The organism is Blautia intestinalis, from assembly GCF_014297355.1.
Taxonomy (GTDB): domain Bacteria; phylum Bacillota; class Clostridia; order Lachnospirales; family Lachnospiraceae; genus Blautia_A; species Blautia_A intestinalis.
Window position 1 is genome coordinate 469,173 of record NZ_JACOQE010000001.1, and the last position, 17,808, is coordinate 486,980.

Consider the following 17,808-nt stretch of genomic DNA (forward strand, 5'->3'; position numbering starts at 1 on the left):
TATATGAAACAGTCAATCAGCATCCTTCCGGCAATCGCTTTGCGCGGCACAACGATCCTTCCGGAAATGATCGTACACTTTGATGTAAGCAGAGAACGTTCGATCAAAGCGATAGAGGCGGCAATGCTTCATGATCAGAGAATTTTTCTGGTCACACAGAAGGATCCCGAGACAGAGACACCGAAGCTGACTGATCTGTATCAGGTGGGAACCGTTGCCTATATCAAGCAGGTAGTAAAGCTCCCGCAGGATCTGCTCAGAGTGCTGGTGGAAGGAATTGAACGTGCGGAACTTCTAAGTCTGGATCAGGAGGAGCCGTTTCTGCAGGCAGAGACGGCACTTTTTGAGCCTGACAGCACGAAATATACGAAGTCTCTGAATGAAGCAATGTTCCGGAGTATTCAGGAACTCTTTCAGAGATATTGCATGGAAAGCGGAAAAATCAGCAAAGACCTGGCAGCAAAGATCATGAACATTGAGGATATCGATCAGCTGATCACACAGGTTTCGGTAAATGTTCCGCTGAGTTATCAGAACAAACAGAAAATCCTCGAGGCAGTCAGCCTTGAGGACCGCTATGAGGTGCTTGCTGCAATCCTCACAAATGAGATTGAAGTGTTTCAGATCGGTCACGATCTGCAGCGCAAGCTTAAATCCCGTGTGGACAAGAATCAGAGAGATTATATCCTGAGAGAGCAGCTTAAAGTCATCCGTGAGGAACTGGGAGAGGAAAGTACCAGTGATATTGCGGAAGAATACCGCAAAAAGGTCAGTGAACTTCAGGCTTCCAGAGAAGTCAAAGACAAACTGAACAAAGAAATCGACCGCTTTAAGAGTATGAACAGCAGTGCAGCAGAAAGCAGTGTGCTGAGCACTTATATCGAGACACTTCTTGCTCTCCCATGGGACAAAAAATCCGAAGATTTCACAGACCTGAAAAAGGCCTGGGAAATTCTCGAAGAAGGACATTACGGGCTCAAAGATGTCAAGGAACGCATCATGGAATTCCTTGCTGTCCGTAAGCTGACAGGTGGAGGCAAGAGTCCGATCCTCTGTCTTGTAGGCCCTCCGGGAACAGGTAAGACCTCCATTGCAAAGTCTGTAGCAGAGGCATTGAATAAAAAATACGTCCGCATTTGTCTTGGCGGTGTCCGTGATGAGGCAGAAATCCGCGGCCACAGAAAGACTTATGTGGGCGCTATGCCGGGACGTATCACGGAAGCGCTTTCACAGGCAGGTGTCAGCAATCCGCTGATGCTTCTTGATGAGATCGATAAGACAAGCAGTGACTATAAAGGTGATACTTCTGCAGCACTTCTCGAGGTGCTCGATCCGGAGCAGAACAGTCGGTTTAACGATCATTATGTAGAAGTTCCGCAGGATCTTTCCGAAGTATTATTTATTGCGACCGCAAATGATATGGACGGTATTCCGAGACCGCTTCTTGACCGTATGGAAGTCATTGAAATTTCCGGTTATACCGAAAATGAAAAAGAACACATTGCGAAAGAGCATCTGATTCCGAAACAGCTGGAAGTAAACGGTATTCCGAAAGGAGCACTGACGATTCAGCCATCCGCACTTCGCAAGATCATTACACTCTACACCCGTGAGGCCGGTGTGCGTGGACTGGAGCGTAAGATCGGTCAGATCTGTCGTAAAGCAGCACGTGAAATTATGGAAAATGACAAGAAGAAGATCACAGTCAAAGGCAAAAATCTTGAAGATTTTCTCGGCAAAGCCAGATACAGTTATCTGATGGCAAATAAGAAAGACGAAGTCGGAATCGCCAGAGGACTTGCATGGACACAGGTCGGAGGTGATACACTTCAGATCGAGGTCAATGTCATGCCGGGCAAGGGAGAACTTGTACTTACCGGACAGCTCGGAGATGTCATGAAAGAATCTGCTCAGGCAGGCATTTCTTACATCCGTTCTGTAGCATCCGATTATGATATTTCGCCGGAATTTTTCCAGGAAAATGATATTCACGTACATATTCCGGAAGGTGCAGTTCCGAAAGACGGACCTTCTGCGGGTATTACGATGGCTACAGCGATGCTTTCTGCAATCATCGGCAGAGAAGTGCGCGCAGATGTAGCCATGACCGGTGAAATCACACTCCGTGGTCATGTACTTCCGATCGGCGGACTGAAAGAAAAACTTCTTGCAGCCAAATATGCCAAGATCAGACAGGTACTTGTCCCGAAGCAGAACAAACCGGATATTCAGGAGATGGACGATGAGATCCTTGACGGTCTGAAAATCTCCTTTGTAGAAAATATGAATGAAGTGCTCCATGAGGCGCTTGCAAATTGACAGAAGTAACTTGCAAAGACTTGAACAGTTATCGAAAGAGGACTTTATGGTTATAAAAAGTGCAGTTTTAGATATCGTATGCGGAATCACAAGTAAGATTCCGGATACCGGTTTGCCGGAAGTGGCTTTTGCCGGCAAATCCAACGTCGGCAAATCTTCACTGATCAATGGTCTGATGAACCGGAAGGCACTGGCGCGCACCAGTGCGCAGCCGGGCAAGACACAGACAATCAATTTTTACAAGATCAATGATGAATTGGATCTGGTCGATCTTCCGGGATACGGATATGCCCGTGTGACACCGGCAGAAAAAGAAAAATGGGGAAAGATGATCGAGAATTATCTGCATACTTCCCACAATCTCAAAGCCGTTTTTCTTCTGATCGATATCCGTCATGATCCGTCTGCAAATGACAGACAGATGTATGAATGGATCCTTCATAATGGCTATGAGCCGATTATTATTGCAACGAAACTGGATAAACTGAAACGCAGTCAGGTTCAGAAGAATCTGAAGGCGATAAGAGAAGGCCTTCAGTTAAGAAAGGGAACCACTGTGATTCCGTATTCTGCTGAGACAAAGCAGGGAAGAGATGAAATCTGGGAACTGATCGAATCTCTGACCGGTGGCGAACCTTCCGAGGAAGCCTGAAAGGACTAAAAAGATGGGAATCATCAAAGCGGCAAAACTGACATTTGACTATTTAAGATATGATGAAGACGGAAATGTAGAAGATACGCAGAGAGCGGTTGACAGTGTTGACCTTGATATTCAGCCGGGTGAATTTGTTGCAGTGCTTGGACATAACGGATCTGGTAAATCTACGTTTGCAAAACACATTAATGCGTTATTGCTCCCGACAGAGGGAACCATCTGGATTGATGGAATCGATACGTCGAAAGAGCCGGAACTCTGGAAAGTGCGGCAGAAAGCAGGTATGGTATTCCAGAATCCGGATAACCAGATCATCGGTACCGTAGTTGAGGAAGATGTGGGATTCGGACCGGAGAATATGGGGATATCTACAGGAGATATCTGGAAACGTGTGGACGAAAGCCTTGCAAAGACAGGAATGACTGCATATCGTCATCATTCACCGAATAAACTATCCGGTGGACAGAAACAGCGTGTGGCGATTGCCGGTGTCATGGCGATGCGTCCGCAGTGTATCGTTCTGGATGAACCGACTGCCATGTTGGATCCGAACGGACGAAAAGAAGTACTGGAAGCAGTTCATCAGCTGAATCGTCAGGAAAATGTGACGGTCGTTCTGATCACACACTACATGGAAGAAGTGATCGATGCCGATCGTGTGGTTGTCATGGACGATGGTCATGTAGTGATGGAGGGAACTCCGAAGGAGATCTTTTCACAGGTAGAGACACTGAAGAAATATCGTCTGGATGTGCCGCAGGTAACACTGCTTGCACATGAACTGAAACAGTCCGGTGTAGACATTCCGGATGGAATCCTTACTACGGAAGAGTTGGTAAATGCCTTATGTCAATAGAACTGAAAAACGTAACTTACACATACAGCCCGGGAACCTCTTATGAGATCCACGCACTGAAAGAAATTAATCTGAACATTCCGGATGGACAGTTTATCGGTGTGATCGGACATACAGGAAGCGGGAAATCTACATTGATCCAACATCTGAATGCATTGATCCGGCCGACTTCCGGCACAGTATCATACAATGGTGAGGATGTCTGGGCAGAAAACTACAACAGAAGAGCACTTCGAAGCGAAGTAGGACTTGTTTTCCAGTACCCGGAACATCAGCTTTTTGAGAGTGATGTTCTTTCAGACGTTTGTTTCGGACCGATGAACCAGGGCAAAAGCAGGGAAGAAGCAGAGAAAGAAGCGAGAAAAGCACTGCTTCAGGTCGGTTTCAAAGAAAAAAATTTTGACAAGTCTCCATTTGATCTCTCCGGCGGACAGAAAAAGCGTGTGGCAATCGCCGGTGTTCTTGCAATGAATCCAAAGATCCTGATTCTGGATGAGCCGACCGCAGGACTTGATCCGAAGGGAAGGGATGAGATCCTTGACCAGATCGCAGAACTTCATAAAGTCCGCGGAATCACGATCATCCTGGTTTCACACAGCATGGAAGACGTTGCGAAATATGTAGAACGTCTGATCGTGGTAAATCACGGTAAGATCGCATTTGACGATACTCCGAAAAAGGTCTTTGCGCATTACAAAGAGTTGGAAGAGATGGGACTTGCTGCACCGCAGATTACCTATATCATGCATGCTTTGAAAGAAAAAGGACTTCCGGTAGATCCTTCTGACACAACTGTCGAGGAAGCCAGAGCGGATATTCTGCATGCACTGAAAGAAATGAACTCTCCTTTACTGAAAGGAGGAGCTCTGAATGATTAGAGATATTACGATCGGACAGTATTACCCGGCAAAGTCACCGATCCATAAGCTGGATCCACGGACAAAGCTTGCCGGTACACTGATTTTTATTATATCGGTATTTTTATTTCATACTGTAGTCGGATATGCGGTAGCAACCGTATTTCTGGCAGGAATGATCCTGATTTCCACAGTTCCGGTGAAGTTTATCTTTAAGGGACTGAAAGCAATCTTTATGATCCTGCTGATCACTATGGTGTTTAATATTTTTCTGACACCGGGTGAGGCAATCGTTACTTTTGGAATCTTCAAGATCACAAAAGAAGGTGTTTCCATGGCAGTCCGCATGGCAATCCGACTGATCTATCTGGTAATCGGCTCTTCGCTTATGACACTGACGACTACTCCGAATCAGCTGACCGACGGACTGGAAAAAAGCCTTCGTCCACTGAATAAGATCCATGTCCCGGTACATGAGATTGCAATGATGATGTCGATTGCACTTCGTTTTATTCCTATTCTTCTGGAAGAAACGGACAAGATCATGAAAGCACAGATCGCGAGAGGTGCAGATTTTGAAAACGGAAATCTGATCCAGAAAGTAAAAAACATGGTGCCGCTTCTGGTGCCGCTGTTTATTTCTGCTTTCCGCCGTGCGAATGATCTTGCAATGGCGATGGAAGCACGGTGTTATCACGGGGGCGATGACCGTACCCAGATGAAACCGCTGAAATATAAGAAACGAGACCATATTGCATACCTGATCCTGTTTGCATATCTTGCAGTAGCGATCGGATTTCGCATGGCCGGTTTATAAATAAGGATGGTTCTTGCTGTAAAAGGCGGGAACCATTTTTACCATAAATGGAGGACAAGATGAAAAGAGTTGGACTTGTAGTTGCCTATGACGGAACGAATTACAGTGGATGGCAGATTCAGCCAAACGGAATCACGATTCAGGGTGTGCTTAACGATGCACTTTCTGACCTTCTTGGAGAAAAAATTGAGATCATGGGTGCAAGCCGTACCGATGCAGGCGTTCATGCACTCGGAAATGTAGCCGTTTTTGATACGAATACTCGTATTCCGGGAGAAAAGATTTCCTATGCACTCAATCAGAGACTGCCGGAAGATATCCGCATTCAGTTATCAGAAGAAGTGGAGCCGGATTTTCATCCGAGATACTGCGACAGTGAAAAAACATACGAATACCGGATACTGAACCGTAAATTTCCGGTGCCGACAGAGCGTTTGTATTCTTATTTTTATCATTACAAACTTGATATAGAAAAGATGCGGGAAGCGACCTCTTATCTGATCGGACGACATGATTTTGCAAGTTTCTGCGGAACAGGTGCGCAGGTAAAGTCCACAGTTCGTACTATTACAGGAATTGATGTGTGGAGAGACGGTGACATTGTGACGATCCGTGTAAAGGGAGAGGGATTTCTTTACAACATGGTCCGCATCATTGCAGGAACACTGATTCAGGTCGGAAACGGACAGTATCCTCCGGAGCGTGTGAAGAAAATCCTCGATGCCTGTGACCGCTCTGTATCCGGACCGACCGCGCCGGCACACGGACTGACGCTGATGGGAATTGAATTTTTTGACTGAAAATGAAATTTAATTATTATATGCATTGAAAGAAGACGGATTTTTATGTCCGTCTTTTTTGCGTTTTTATGTATGTGGTTATAACCACGTCTTTATAGTGAGATGTATATTATATTGGATTTACAAAGAAACTATACAGAGAGACCATAAGGAGGTTTAACCATGGATAAAAAAGAAAATAAGATGTTTTGCTTTCAGTGTCAGGAAACTGCAGGCTGCAGCGGATGTACAGTATCAGGGGTATGTGGAAAGAAACCGGATGTTGCAGCCATGCAGGATCTGCTGGTCTATGTGACAAAAGGCATTTCAGCAGTGACCACACAGCTTCGAAGCGAAGGAAAAGAAATAGATGATAATATCAATCATCAAATTATTGTAAATCTGTTTACAACGATCACAAATGCAAATTTTGATAAAGAATCTATCATTACACGAATCAAAGAAACGCTGGAGATCAAAGAAGAACTTCTGAAAAAAGTCGAAAACAGAGATGATCTCCCGGAAGCTGCATTCTGGAACGGTACAGAAGATACTTTTGAAGATAAAGCTTCGCACGTAGGAATTCTTGCCACAGAGAATGAAGATATCCGAAGTCTTCGAGAACTGATCACCTACGGTCTGAAAGGACTGGCAGCCTATGCGAAACATGCAGCAGCACTTGCACATACGGATGAGGAGATCGACGCGTTTCTCCAGAAAGCACTTGCGGTAACAACGGATGATGCTCTCTCGGCAGAAGAACTTACCGCATTGACTCTCGAGACAGGAAATTTCGGCGTTCGTGTGATGGAACTTCTTGACAAGGCTAATACAGCAGCTTACGGAAATCCTGAGATCACAAAAGTTAATATCGGAGTCGGCAAAAATCCGGGTATCCTTGTTTCGGGACATGACCTGCACGATTTGGAAATGCTTCTTGAACAGACGCAGGGAACGGGTGTGGATATCTACACTCATTCCGAAATGCTTCCGGCGCATTACTATCCGGCGTTCAAAAAATATCCGAATTTTATCGGAAATTATGGAAATGCATGGTGGAAACAGAAAGAGGAGTTTGAGAGTTTCCATGGTCCGATCCTGATGACAACGAACTGCATCGTTCCGCCAAAGGACAGCTACAAAGACCGTATGTATACGACGGGTGCAGCTTCTTATCCGGGATGCACCCATATTCCGGGCGGTGTCGGAGAAGAAAAAGATTTTTCAGAAATCATTGCTAAGGCGAAGCAGTGTCAGGCGCCGGAAGAGATTGAACATGGTGAGATCATCGGTGGGTTTGCACATGCGCAGGTCTTCGCGCTGGCAGATAAGATCGTAGAAGCAGTAAAATCCGGAGCAATCCGCAAATTTGTCGTAATGGCAGGCTGCGACGGACGTGCAAAGTCCCGAAATTATTATACTGATTTTGCAAAAGGACTGCCGAAAGATACTGTAATTCTTACTGCAGGATGTGCAAAATATAAATACAATAAGCTGAATCTCGGAGATATCGGTGGCATTCCGAGAGTTCTGGATGCAGGACAGTGCAACGATTCCTATTCACTTGCAGTCATTGCACTGAAACTGAAAGAAATTTTTGAACTGAACGATATCAATGAGCTTCCAATCGTCTACAATATTGCGTGGTATGAGCAGAAAGCGGTCATCGTCCTTCTGGCGCTTCTCGCGCTTGGAGTCAAAAATATCCATCTCGGACCGACACTGCCGGCATTCCTTTCTCCGAATGTGGCAAAGATTCTGGTAGATAACTTCGGAATCAGTGGAATCGGGACAGTAGAAGAGGATCTTGCAAACCTGATTGGATAAAGAAAGAACTGCTTTGAAAAGCTGTAATGTTTTTGCCATCGAAGTGATCCAGTTTGTGATAAACGGACAGTTAAACTTTATGCTCCAGCATTTCAAAAACTTCCTTGGTGCAGCACCGGAAGAGGAAGCAACTGTATTGTTTACATTGTTTGTACAGTTCCAGCTTTTCAATGCATTCAACTGCCGTGAACTGGATGATACACCTCAGAGACATTTATATGCAATGATCGTTACCGTGCCTTTGCCGGGGTAGCGTTTCATTGCATATTTTTTAGGAAAAGCTTCGATCAGTTCCGGTAATTTGACATAACCATAAGTACGGGCATCGAAATCAGGCTTTGCGCGTTTGATGTACTGGCCGGCAGAGCTTACATTGACGTAACCATCATCGTCCTGATATTTGTCCCAGGCGATACGCAAAAGCTTGTGGATTCCTTTAAGCTCTTTGGCTTTGCGACGTTCTTCGGCATTTTCCTTTGCAGTTCGTTTGGTCGGTTCATTCTGCTTCTGAACTGCTACAGTTTGAATATCATTATCTTTACTCAGGTTTTCCAGATAGACAAATTCATCACAGGCATTGCGGAAAGGCTCCGGTGTTTTTTTCTCACCGACGCCCATAACAAAAACTCCGGATTCGCGGAGCTTGATCGCGAGTGGTGTGTAATCGCTGTCGCTTGCGACGATAACAAAGGCATCATAAATGCCACTGTGGAGAAGGTCAAGCGTATCAATAACGAGTGCCATGTCTGTCGCATTTTTGCCGGCAACATAGTCAAACTGCTGTTCCGCTTTGATCGCAAGACGTTTTAATTCATTTTCCCAGTTTTTGAGAGAACCTTTGCGCCAGTTACCGTAAGCACGTTTGACGACGATGCGGCCGTTTGTTGAGATTTCCTGTATAACAGATTCCAGTTTGGAAAGCTGTGTATTATCAGCATCTATCAGCATTGCAATATTTTTGAGATTTTTCATAGAAATAAGTCTCCTCGTAATACGTAAACATTATTAATAGAACTATATCATTTTCTAAAATCTTTTTCCAGATGGATTCCGGGGAAATCTGGATTTATTCACAGAAATGTGGTAAGATCGAGGGAATACAGACAGGGGGAATCTATATGATTACATTTTTGGCATCCCTTTTTATTAAGGATCGCCGCAATTACAATTCGCCGGAAGTCCGGCAGGCATATGGCGTTTTAAGTGGTGCAGTCGGAATTGGACTGAACATTCTGCTTTTTCTCGGCAAATGGATTGCAGGAACGGTGAGTGGTTCTATCGCTATTACGGCAGATGCGTTTAACAACCTGTCAGATGCGGGTTCTTCGATCATTACGTTGATCGGTTTTCGGCTTTCCGGACAGGATCCTGATCCGGAGCATCCGTTCGGTCATGGCAGGATGGAATATATTTCCGGATTGCTTGTATCTGTAGCAATACTGGTCATGGGATTTGAGCTGATCTGGTCCTCGCTTAATAAACTGCGTTCACCGGAACCGATTGAGAGCAGTGCACTGGTATGTGTGATTCTGATCGCATCCATTCTTGTGAAAGTATATATGTTTTTTTATAATCGTTCACTGAGTAAAAAACTGGATAGTGCAGCAATGAAAGCAACATCTGTCGACAGTTTGAGTGACACCGTGGCAACGACACTTGTTCTGATTGCTACACTGATCAGCAAATATACAGGGCTGCTTCTTGATGGCTGGTTCGGAATTCTGGTAGGATGTTTTATTCTTTATACAGGCGGTTCTACACTGAAAGAAACCATTGACCTTCTTATCGGACAGCCGCCGAAGCAGGAATTTATCAATGAAATTCGTGAAATCGTTCTGGGACATTCGATGGTTCATGGTGTACATGATCTGATTGTTCATGATTACGGGCCGGGACGTGTGATGATCTCACTTCATGCAGAAGTGGATGTGAACGGAAATATTCAGGATATCCATGAACAGATCGATCATATTGAACATGAACTGCAGGAAAAACTGCATTGTTCCGCAACGATCCATATGGATCCGATCGTGACAGATGATGAGGAAGTTCTTGCGATGAAGGCAAAAGTAGAAGAGATGGTACATTTTCTGGACGAATCCTTCAGTATGCATGATTTCCGAATGGTAAAAGGTTCGACCAGAACAAATCTGATCTTTGATGTGGAGGTTCCGAGAAAAACTTCCTATACAGACAACGAGATCGTGAACTGGCTGAAAGAGCGGATACACGAACTGCCGGGAAGCAAGTATTTCGCGGTGATACAGATCGATCATGAATACTATTGAGTAAAAAAATTGACAGATAAAAATAATCTGGTATAATTAAATAATCGAGACGTTATTTAGTGCGCTAATACGGGAAACCGCACCTTGAAAGGAAACGACAGAGAACTTCGAAGAGGAAGATGGTTGTTGTTTCCTTTTTTGTTGCACGTGTATAGTGGAAGTGCCGGTAACATGTCCGCTGATTTTATCAGGGCTCGAACGAGAGAGGAGAAAAGGAGAAATTAAATGGAAACAAAAGAAAAAAACACTGCAACACCGTATGACCTTGACGGAAAGCCACCGCTGAAACTTGCGATTCCGCTTGGATTACAGCATGTTCTGGCAATGTTTGTCGGCAACCTGACACCGCTGCTGATCATCACAGGAGTCTGTGGTATTGAATCAGGAAGTGCCCTGCAGGTAGCACTTTTGCAGAATGCCATGCTGGTAGCAGGTATCGTTACATTGATTCAGGTCTATACGATCGGACCGGTTGGCGGTAAACTTCCAATCGTTATGGGAACAAGTTCCGGATTTATCGGTGTCTGCAGAAGTGTGGCAGTTACAATGGGAAGCGGAGTTGCCGGTTATGGAGCAATTCTGGCAGCCAGTTTTATCGGTGGTCTGTTTGAAACTGTACTTGGAGGTTTCTTAAAGCCACTGCGTAAATTTTTCCCTGCAGTTGTAACGGGTACAGTTGTACTGTCTATCGGACTTTCACTGATTTCTGTCGGAATCGGTTCTTTCGGCGGTGGAAGTACAGCACCGGATTACGGTTCACTCGAAAATCTTTTTGTAGGTACGGTAGTTCTGGTTGTGATCATAGCGCTGAAACACGGCACAAAAGGATTCACCAGTTTTTCATCGATTCTGCTGGGCATCATTGTAGGATATATTCTGGTATCCATCATGGCAATGGTACTGCCGACTACTTTTACATACACCGATGAAACAGGTGCTGTTGTTGAAGCAACAAAGTCCTGGGTAGTCAACTGGAGTAAGGTAGCAGACGCATCCTGGTTTGCAATTCCGAAGATTATGCCGGTCAAATGGGTATTTGATGCAAAAGCAATTGTTCCAATCTGTATCATGTTTGTCGTTACCGCTGTTGAAACAGTTGGTGATATTTCCGGTATTACAGAAGGCGGTCTTGGACGTGAGGCTACTGACAAAGAGCTTTCCGGTGGTGTTATGTGTGATGGTCTTGGATCTTCTTTTGCAGCACTGCTGGGTGTTCTTCCGAATACTTCTTTCAGCCAGAACGTTGGTCTGGTTGCCATGAATAAGGTTGTGAACCGTTATTCAATCGGAATCGGAGGTATTTTCCTGATCGCATGTGGTCTGTTTCCGAAGCTTGCAGCGCTGATTTCCATTATGCCGCAGAGTGTACTGGGCGGTGCAGCGGTTATGATGTTCTCATCAATCGTGGTCAGTGGTATTCAGCTTATCACAAAATGGCCATTGTCTCCGAGAAATGTGACAATCGTTTCTGTCGCTCTTGGTGTTGGCTATGGACTTGGTTCCAACTCAGCTGTACTCGCGCAGCTTCCGGAAAGTATCAATCTGATCTTTGGTGGTTCAGGTATCGTGCCGGCGGCACTGTTCGCGATCATTCTGAATATCATTCTTCCAAAGGATGAAAAGACGGAAGTGGAGTTGGCAGAAGAGATATTGGCGGATAAAAAAGCAAAAGAAAAAAGTAAAAGTAAATAAAAGAGTGTAGTTTATGAGAACAGGCAGGGATGACGAAAAAATATCCCTGCCTTTTAATATAGATAATTAAAGCATTCGAAATCTCAAAAGCCTCGCAGGGTTTCTTACATGGCTTATCTATATTGCAGGCAGGGGAAATTTACGGGTGTCCCTGACGGTTGAATCAAAAGGGGAGTGCTGTGTGAAAAGTGGAAGAAAGGCAACGGAAATAGAGAATTTTAAGGATCCCGATGCTAAAAAGAGTAAAAAAGTGGAAGAAAGGCAACGGAAATAGAGAATTTTAAGGATCCCGATGCTAAAAAGAGTAAAAAAGTGGAAGAAAGGCAACGGAAATAGTAGATTTTAAGAATTCCGATGCTGAAAAGAGTAAAAGAGCAGAAGAAAAGCAACGGAAATAGTAGATTTCAGGAATCCCGATGCCGGAAAGAGCATCGGGAGCAGTAATGCTGAAGGTATTTTAAAGATTCCTTTGTTCCTTTGCGGATACGGTCCTTTTTGCCGGCACCGTAGTTCTGTGCAATAAAAGTAGAATAGGCATTGTCGAAATCCTGTACCATCAGGATTCCGAAATTCATTACAGACTACTGGACACAGGTCATCGAGGAAAGATTGCCGATCTCACCTAAGATCTGCCGGTTAAATTTCACGTCTTTTCTGGATGGCAGCAGATCCCGGCATTTGAGAAGTACGTACAATGTGATGCCGATTCCGGAAACATGCTGTGCGATGACAGTTGCAAACGCTGCACCGCGGATGCCCCATGGGAGTACCGCAACAAATAAAAGATCCAGTCCGATGTTCAGGATTGCGGAAACTGCCAGAAATACCAGAGGAATCATAGAGTTTCCGAGTGCCCGTAACAGAAAGGAAAAATAGAACACGTCCGACAATCAATGTGTCGGCAATATTATAGAACTGCTGAAGCAGATTGCCGGCCATCATCGGAAGTGCAAACAGCAGCAGAGAACGGGAAATTTTTCCCTCGGTTAAATCATGATACATTTTAGTTACCTCATCCAGATTTTGAAAATTTAATACAGGGTGCACACTTTTTTGTGAATCACAATGATGATTATATCATAAAAATAATCTGGAAAGGTTTGAGATTTACATTCTTTTCCTTTTGAATATAAGAAAAGTCAGAAAAAACTATATAATGTATACAATTTTAAAATATCAACAAATTTTAAAGTAAAAAAAAATAATATTTGGTTAATCTGTTTCTGTACTCAGTGCTATACTTCTAACCGTAAAAAGTAAACAGAACTTAACAAAACCTCCTTTCACAAAACAAAGTTGAAGGCTGCTAAGCATCAGATTTTTGGAGGAAAAGACAAATGAATACTTTAAAAGCTGAAAAAAGAAGCATGGACGTTAAGGCAAAAAGACTGAGAAGAGAAGGATACGTTACAGGTAATGTATTCGGTCGTGAGATTGAAGGTTCCATCCCGGTAAAAATGCTGAAGACGGAGGTTGACAAACTGTTAAAGACTGACCACAAAGGAAGTCAGGTTATGCTTGAGGTAGATGGTCAGACATACGATGCACTGATCAAAGAGGTTGATTTTAACCCACTGGCAGGCAGAGTTGATGAGATTGATTTCCAGGCACTGGTAAGCAATGAAAAAGTACATTCTGTTGCTGAAATCGTGATTGTAAACCATGACAAAGTAGCAGATGGTGTTCTTCAGGAAAATATGGAAGAAGTAAATTATAAAGCTTATCCGTCAGCACTGGTTGACAAAGTAGAAGTCGATGTAGCCGGTCTGAAGGTCGGTGATACGATCCGTGTCAAAGACCTTAGCCTTGCAAAAGACAAAGATGTCGACATTAAAGATGATCCGGAAGCTGTAGTTCTGACAGTTGTTGCAGTTCATAACGGAGCAGTACCGGAAACAGAGACACCTGAGGAAGCAGAAACAGAAGAAGCAAAGTAATCTGCCTGATTCGAAACTCACACCAAGAAAATATATGATAAAAGATCCCTCCTGTGGAGTTTGTTCACAGGAGGGATTTTTGGTGTTGCCATGTATTCTCTCATCGTCTTGTTTTCAAATTGTAGACAAATATTTAACCACCATTTCTTAAATGGAATGAAAGATAAATAAGAAACTGTTTTTATGGATGAAAAGTAATCATTAATCTGGTATAATAATAAAAGAAAAGGACATGTATTTTGAATGGGGTGATGACATGATATTAAGCAGACACAGAATGTCAATGGATCAGGCTATCAAAAAACTTGTAGAAGAATTTTCTGAATATATCAAAGAAATTTATCTTTATGGCAGCTGTGCCAGAGGGGAACAGAAATTTTCCTCAGATGTGGATTTGTTTGTACGTGTAAAGGAAAATACACCATCTCGAGTGCTTCGCAAAATGAGAATAGAGGCCATGCCTGATGAAGAAAACTTACCTGAAGTGGATTTGAAATTTACATCCGGAGAGAGTTTCAGTCAGAGCTATCGCTTCAATGAAAATATCAAGAAGGAAGGAAAGCTGATATGGAAAAAGGATTGACATATTATGACCTTGCAGAAAACGACTATCAATTCCTTCTCAAAGACTGGCAGGGTCGGAAATATTATGTGTGCATCTGTTCAGGCATTCATGAAAACACATCAACATAAGGGAACACCAATTAATGAAGAAAGAAATAACCGATAAATCAGTCAGCACTCTCTGTGGGTGCTGATTTTTTTGTAACATTTTTCTTTCTCAGATGTTATATTGTTGAAAGAGATAAAATGCCGGTGGGAAACGTGGACAGGAAAGCATCAGCCGGTGCAGAATTTCGGAAAGGGGGAAAACAGATGTGGATAATGAGCTTTTAATGAAGTTATATGGCGCATATCAAAAAGAATTATATCTGTATTTGTATTCCCTTTGCAGGAACCGGCATCAGGCGGAGGATCTGCTGCATGAGACATTTTTGAAAGCGCTTCTGGCGTTACCGGACGGACATACAAATATGCGGGCATGGCTTTATATGGTTGCGAGGAATCTTTTTTATAATCAGCAGAAAAAGAAATCAAAAGAGATTCTGACAGAGGAACAAAATGATATCCCGGAAGAAAGTACAAATGGAGATCTGCTTGAAAACATCCTTGCCGAGGAAAGCAGGAGACTTCTTTATCAGTCGATTCAAAAGCTGGAAGTAAGAAAGCGCGAGATCATCCAGATGCAGTATTTTGGTGGGATGTCACAAAAAGAAATTGCTGCAATCTTATATATTACCCCGGAAAATGTCCGTGTGCTGGCATACCGGGCGAAAAAAGAACTGAAAAAATATCTTGAAAGCTATGAAATGGAAAATGACTGATGAAGATATCTGAACAGATTTGGAGAGAAACAAAAATTTCCGGAGAGGAGGAAATGAAATGACATATCGTGAGCTCTTGCACTTATATAAACAGGGAAAGCTGGACACTGAGAAGAAAAAACAAGTCGAAGCAGAGATCGAAAAACAGGATGCAATCAGTGAATTTCTCTATGAAGAGGGAGAGATACCTGATTTTTCTGATCTGGAGAAAGGGGAAGACTGCTTTAATAATCTGGATGACAAAAATCAAAAGGCAGAATGGCAGGATAGTAAAATTGATGGCAACATAGAGAAACGACAGGGAAATCTGCAAAGTAAACGGGAAGATGACTTTAATGAGCAGTTCATAAAGGAAATCCGGCACTCTATCCGCAAGGCTTTTATCAAAATGGGAACAATCGTAGGGACTGTTGTTTTACTCCTTGTTTTCTGCGCAGTCTTTATCCTTCCGAAAGCAGTCTCAAAATTTTATTACGATCCAAACGAAGCAGCAGGAGCGTATGAAGGAATGACGACGACCAGAATGTCGCTGGATCTTTCCGTATATTCGGAATTGTATCTGCCGGGAAATTACCGTGATCAGGTAAATGCAGTTTCCAGAGGCTATGGCGAATACGATATCGTTATCCCGCAGACTTACACATGGACGGGAAAATTTACTTCCGTCAGCGGCCGACTGGTGCGAGGCAAACTTACTTTGTATGATAACAATATTTTGAGCCGTCCGGCGCTGATGTTTTACCTTCCGGGAGATGAGAATGCATGGGAAGCATGGGAGACAGATGAGAACGGAAAGGAAACAAAAGTGGATACAGAGGCTCGCAAACAGGAGAGTATTCAGTATTCAAAAGAAGAAATTTCCGGATACAACGATAATGACTGGTACACGGCATATGTTTCCATAAACGAACTTATGGACTACAAAGATTTTATCGGCTGGTTTGAAAAACTTTCTGATAAAAAAGATCTGGAGTGGGGAAATCTCTGGTGTGCGGTTCACACAGAAGAAGAGGACGGATACTGCAGCGAGCCAAACATTGGTTTTTGTCCGTATGCATCTGGTTCAGGCATGAGCTGGGACAAAGATAAATATCCGTATCTGTCGCTTCTGGATAACGCAGATGCTTATAATGAGGCAGAGGTGACCGATGCAGATATCATGCAGACACATTTTACCAGTATGCTTTCCTATATGCAGGATCATGATGACATCCTTTCCATGATGGGGCAGTCAACTGATTATCAGGAAGACTATCAGAATATGATTGATTATGTAAAGAAAAACGGTCTGAAGATCCACGGCTTTGCAATCAGTACAAAGAAGAAGACTCTTCTTGAATTATATAAGGAAGATGTGGTATCTTATATTCAGACAACACCACAAAATTAGAGAAGAAATGCAGACATATACGTTGGTGTGTGTCTGCATTTCTGCATTTTAAGAGAAATAAGATGCAGAATACTTCATCTTTGTGGCTACCAGCGAAGCTGTTTACAATAAGGGAGGGCGACACCATGGGAATTACAGAAATGTTGGATGAATTGAAAATCAAAGCACGTCGTGACGAGAAGCTTCGGGCAGAACTTCTGGAAACAAGGAAAGATGCACAGCCTCTCAGCGCATTTTGTCGGAAATGCAGAGAACTGGGATATGAGATCTACGATATGGATCTGATCACTGCAGGTGAAGAATTTTATGCTACGATGCGCAGGAGCACTAATGGCGGTGGCGAGAACTCACCAATGCTTGAAGGTGAGGATGATTTTTACGAATTATTCTTTGCAGGACTGGAGTAAATTATGAATATATGTATCTATGGCGCTTCCAGTGCGCAGCTGGAGCAGATTTATTATGACAAAACAGAAGAACTCGGAAAAATGATGGCGAAGCGTGGACACGGGCTGGTGTTTGGCGGCGGCGCGACAGGAATGATGGGATCAGCGGCGAGAGGGGTGGCCTGCGAAGGCGGCTATATCCTTGGTATTGCACCTCGATTTTTTGACAAACCGGGTGTACTGTATCAGAACTGCAGTGAATTTATTTTCACAGATACCATGCGCGAGCGCAAAAAACTTCTCGAGGAGAGCTCTGATGCAACAATCGTTACACCGGGCGGAATTGGAACTTACGAAGAATTTTTTGAGATTCTGACACTCAAAAGTCTGCAGAGACTGGATCGTCCGATCGTACTTTATAATATTAACGGCTATTATGACGGAATGGAAGTACTGCTCCGTCACACTGCCGATGAGAAATTTATGGATCCGTCCAATCTGAAACTCTGTGAATTTATGGATGATCCGGAAGAGATTCTTTCATACATAGAAAATTACAGATAGACATTCAGTGAGAAAAATGTACTGACTGAATAATGCGAGGGGAAAACAGATAGAAA

Annotated in this window: 18 protein-coding genes and 1 pseudogene; 17 read left to right on the forward strand and 2 right to left on the reverse strand. The window is 43.5% G+C overall.

What is annotated here, in order from left to right; all coding sequences use genetic code 11:
• The first annotated feature begins 3 nt into the window (after nt 1-3).
• The 8 genes from lon (at nt 4) to H8Z79_RS02110 (ending at nt 8,363) form a co-directional block, all read left to right on the forward strand.
• The gene (lon, locus tag H8Z79_RS02075; RefSeq protein WP_118040046.1) at nt 4-2,319 is read left to right on the forward strand and encodes an endopeptidase La; all 2,316 of its coding nucleotides are present in this window, start codon (nt 4-6) and stop codon (nt 2,317-2,319) included.
• A 46-nt stretch (nt 2,320-2,365) separates the two neighbouring features.
• Entirely contained in the window at nt 2,366-2,971 is a 606-nt protein-coding gene (yihA, locus tag H8Z79_RS02080) for a ribosome biogenesis GTP-binding protein YihA/YsxC (protein ID WP_118040044.1), read from the forward strand.
• 13 nt (nt 2,972-2,984) lie between these two features.
• The gene (locus tag H8Z79_RS02085; protein WP_015542132.1) at nt 2,985-3,830 is read left to right on the forward strand and encodes an energy-coupling factor transporter ATPase; all 846 of its coding nucleotides are present in this window, start codon (nt 2,985-2,987) and stop codon (nt 3,828-3,830) included.
• A complete protein-coding gene (locus H8Z79_RS02090) occupies nt 3,821-4,708 on the forward strand; it encodes an energy-coupling factor transporter ATPase (protein WP_118040042.1) in 888 nt (295 codons plus the stop codon). The genes H8Z79_RS02085 and H8Z79_RS02090 overlap by 10 nt, the downstream gene beginning before the upstream one ends.
• On the forward strand, nt 4,701-5,504 hold the full coding sequence (locus H8Z79_RS02095) for an energy-coupling factor transporter transmembrane component T family protein (RefSeq protein ID WP_015542134.1): 804 nt from the start codon (nt 4,701-4,703) through the stop codon (nt 5,502-5,504). Before H8Z79_RS02090 ends, H8Z79_RS02095 begins: the two co-directional genes overlap by 8 nt.
• A gap of 59 nt (nt 5,505-5,563) precedes the next feature.
• Entirely contained in the window at nt 5,564-6,304 is a 741-nt protein-coding gene (gene truA, locus H8Z79_RS02100; protein WP_015542135.1) for a tRNA pseudouridine(38-40) synthase TruA, read from the forward strand.
• A gap of 162 nt (nt 6,305-6,466) precedes the next feature.
• Complete coding sequence (hcp, locus tag H8Z79_RS02105) at nt 6,467-8,110, forward strand: hydroxylamine reductase (RefSeq protein WP_015542136.1); 1,644 nt, start codon at nt 6,467-6,469, stop codon at nt 8,108-8,110.
• Nucleotides 8,111-8,123: 13 nt separating this feature from the next.
• Complete coding sequence (locus tag H8Z79_RS02110; RefSeq protein WP_147348526.1) at nt 8,124-8,363, forward strand: hypothetical protein; 240 nt, start codon at nt 8,124-8,126, stop codon at nt 8,361-8,363.
• Here H8Z79_RS02110 and H8Z79_RS02115 read toward each other — a convergent pair.
• Nucleotides 8,315-9,082: an NYN domain-containing protein gene (locus H8Z79_RS02115; RefSeq protein ID WP_015542137.1), complete on the reverse strand. Its 768-nt coding sequence runs from the start codon at nt 9,080-9,082 to the stop codon at nt 8,315-8,317. The two genes, H8Z79_RS02110 and H8Z79_RS02115, sit on opposite strands and share 49 nt — an antisense overlap.
• Before the next feature lie 146 nt (nt 9,083-9,228).
• Between H8Z79_RS02115 and H8Z79_RS02120 the strand changes: the two genes are divergently transcribed.
• Nucleotides 9,229-10,398: a cation diffusion facilitator family transporter gene (locus tag H8Z79_RS02120; protein WP_118040038.1), complete on the forward strand. Its 1,170-nt coding sequence runs from the start codon at nt 9,229-9,231 to the stop codon at nt 10,396-10,398.
• Between the two features lie 225 nt (nt 10,399-10,623).
• Nucleotides 10,624-12,090: a uracil-xanthine permease family protein gene (locus H8Z79_RS02125; protein WP_015542139.1), complete on the forward strand. Its 1,467-nt coding sequence runs from the start codon at nt 10,624-10,626 to the stop codon at nt 12,088-12,090.
• Nucleotides 12,091-12,512: 422 nt separating this feature from the next.
• Here the strand turns inward: H8Z79_RS02125 and H8Z79_RS17385 are convergent.
• Nucleotides 12,513-13,092: pseudogene (locus tag H8Z79_RS17385) on the reverse strand (hypothetical protein); the annotation flags it as partial.
• A gap of 335 nt (nt 13,093-13,427) precedes the next feature.
• Between H8Z79_RS17385 and H8Z79_RS02135 the strand changes: the two are divergent.
• The 7 genes from H8Z79_RS02135 to H8Z79_RS02160 all read left to right on the forward strand — a co-directional run bounded on the left by H8Z79_RS02135 (nt 13,428) and on the right by H8Z79_RS02160 (nt 17,752).
• Complete coding sequence (locus H8Z79_RS02135) at nt 13,428-14,027, forward strand: 50S ribosomal protein L25 (RefSeq protein ID WP_015542142.1); 600 nt, start codon at nt 13,428-13,430, stop codon at nt 14,025-14,027.
• 232 nt (nt 14,028-14,259) lie between these two features.
• The gene (locus H8Z79_RS02140; RefSeq protein WP_187002662.1) at nt 14,260-14,610 is read left to right on the forward strand and encodes a nucleotidyltransferase domain-containing protein; all 351 of its coding nucleotides are present in this window, start codon (nt 14,260-14,262) and stop codon (nt 14,608-14,610) included.
• Complete coding sequence (locus H8Z79_RS17085; protein WP_015542144.1) at nt 14,595-14,720, forward strand: hypothetical protein; 126 nt, start codon at nt 14,595-14,597, stop codon at nt 14,718-14,720. The genes H8Z79_RS02140 and H8Z79_RS17085 overlap by 16 nt, the downstream gene beginning before the upstream one ends.
• A 185-nt stretch (nt 14,721-14,905) precedes the next feature.
• Nucleotides 14,906-15,412: an RNA polymerase sigma factor gene (locus H8Z79_RS02145; protein WP_118040036.1), complete on the forward strand. Its 507-nt coding sequence runs from the start codon at nt 14,906-14,908 to the stop codon at nt 15,410-15,412.
• A gap of 58 nt (nt 15,413-15,470) precedes the next feature.
• Nucleotides 15,471-16,802 (forward strand): anti-sigma factor C-terminal domain-containing protein, encoded by a 1,332-nt coding sequence (locus H8Z79_RS02150; RefSeq protein ID WP_015542147.1) that lies wholly within the window; start codon nt 15,471-15,473, stop codon nt 16,800-16,802.
• Between the two features lie 125 nt (nt 16,803-16,927).
• Nucleotides 16,928-17,209 carry a hypothetical protein gene (locus H8Z79_RS02155; RefSeq protein ID WP_118040034.1) on the forward strand — a complete coding sequence of 94 codons (282 nt, stop codon included), beginning with the start codon at nt 16,928-16,930 and terminating at the stop codon, nt 17,207-17,209.
• A 3-nt stretch (nt 17,210-17,212) separates the two neighbouring features.
• Nucleotides 17,213-17,752 (forward strand): LOG family protein, encoded by a 540-nt coding sequence (locus H8Z79_RS02160; protein ID WP_118040032.1) that lies wholly within the window; start codon nt 17,213-17,215, stop codon nt 17,750-17,752.
• Nucleotides 17,753-17,808: the final 56 nt, after the last annotated feature.

Bases quoted from the DNA above. Each gene is read 5' to 3' on its own strand.
- H8Z79_RS02120 (WP_118040038.1), top strand. From the start codon at position 9,229: ATGATTACATTTTTGGCATCCCTTTTTATTAAGGATCGCCGCAATTAC.
- H8Z79_RS02125 (WP_015542139.1), top strand. From the start codon at position 10,624: ATGGAAACAAAAGAAAAAAACACTGCAACACCGTATGACCTTGACGGA.
- H8Z79_RS02150 (WP_015542147.1), top strand. From the start codon at position 15,471: ATGACATATCGTGAGCTCTTGCACTTATATAAACAGGGAAAGCTGGAC.
- H8Z79_RS02090 (WP_118040042.1), top strand. From the start codon at position 3,821: ATGTCAATAGAACTGAAAAACGTAACTTACACATACAGCCCGGGAACC.
- hcp (WP_015542136.1), top strand. From the start codon at position 6,467: ATGGATAAAAAAGAAAATAAGATGTTTTGCTTTCAGTGTCAGGAAACT.
- H8Z79_RS02135 (WP_015542142.1), top strand. From the start codon at position 13,428: ATGAATACTTTAAAAGCTGAAAAAAGAAGCATGGACGTTAAGGCAAAA.
- H8Z79_RS02115 (WP_015542137.1), bottom strand. From the start codon at position 9,082: ATGAAAAATCTCAAAAATATTGCAATGCTGATAGATGCTGATAATACA.
- lon (WP_118040046.1), top strand. From the start codon at position 4: ATGAAACAGTCAATCAGCATCCTTCCGGCAATCGCTTTGCGCGGCACA.
- H8Z79_RS02160 (WP_118040032.1), top strand. From the start codon at position 17,213: ATGAATATATGTATCTATGGCGCTTCCAGTGCGCAGCTGGAGCAGATT.
- H8Z79_RS02140 (WP_187002662.1), top strand. From the start codon at position 14,260: ATGTATTTTGAATGGGGTGATGACATGATATTAAGCAGACACAGAATG.
- H8Z79_RS02085 (WP_015542132.1), top strand. From the start codon at position 2,985: ATGGGAATCATCAAAGCGGCAAAACTGACATTTGACTATTTAAGATAT.
- truA (WP_015542135.1), top strand. From the start codon at position 5,564: ATGAAAAGAGTTGGACTTGTAGTTGCCTATGACGGAACGAATTACAGT.
- yihA (WP_118040044.1), top strand. From the start codon at position 2,366: ATGGTTATAAAAAGTGCAGTTTTAGATATCGTATGCGGAATCACAAGT.
- H8Z79_RS02155 (WP_118040034.1), top strand. From the start codon at position 16,928: ATGGGAATTACAGAAATGTTGGATGAATTGAAAATCAAAGCACGTCGT.
- H8Z79_RS17085 (WP_015542144.1), top strand. From the start codon at position 14,595: ATGGAAAAAGGATTGACATATTATGACCTTGCAGAAAACGACTATCAA.
- H8Z79_RS02095 (WP_015542134.1), top strand. From the start codon at position 4,701: ATGATTAGAGATATTACGATCGGACAGTATTACCCGGCAAAGTCACCG.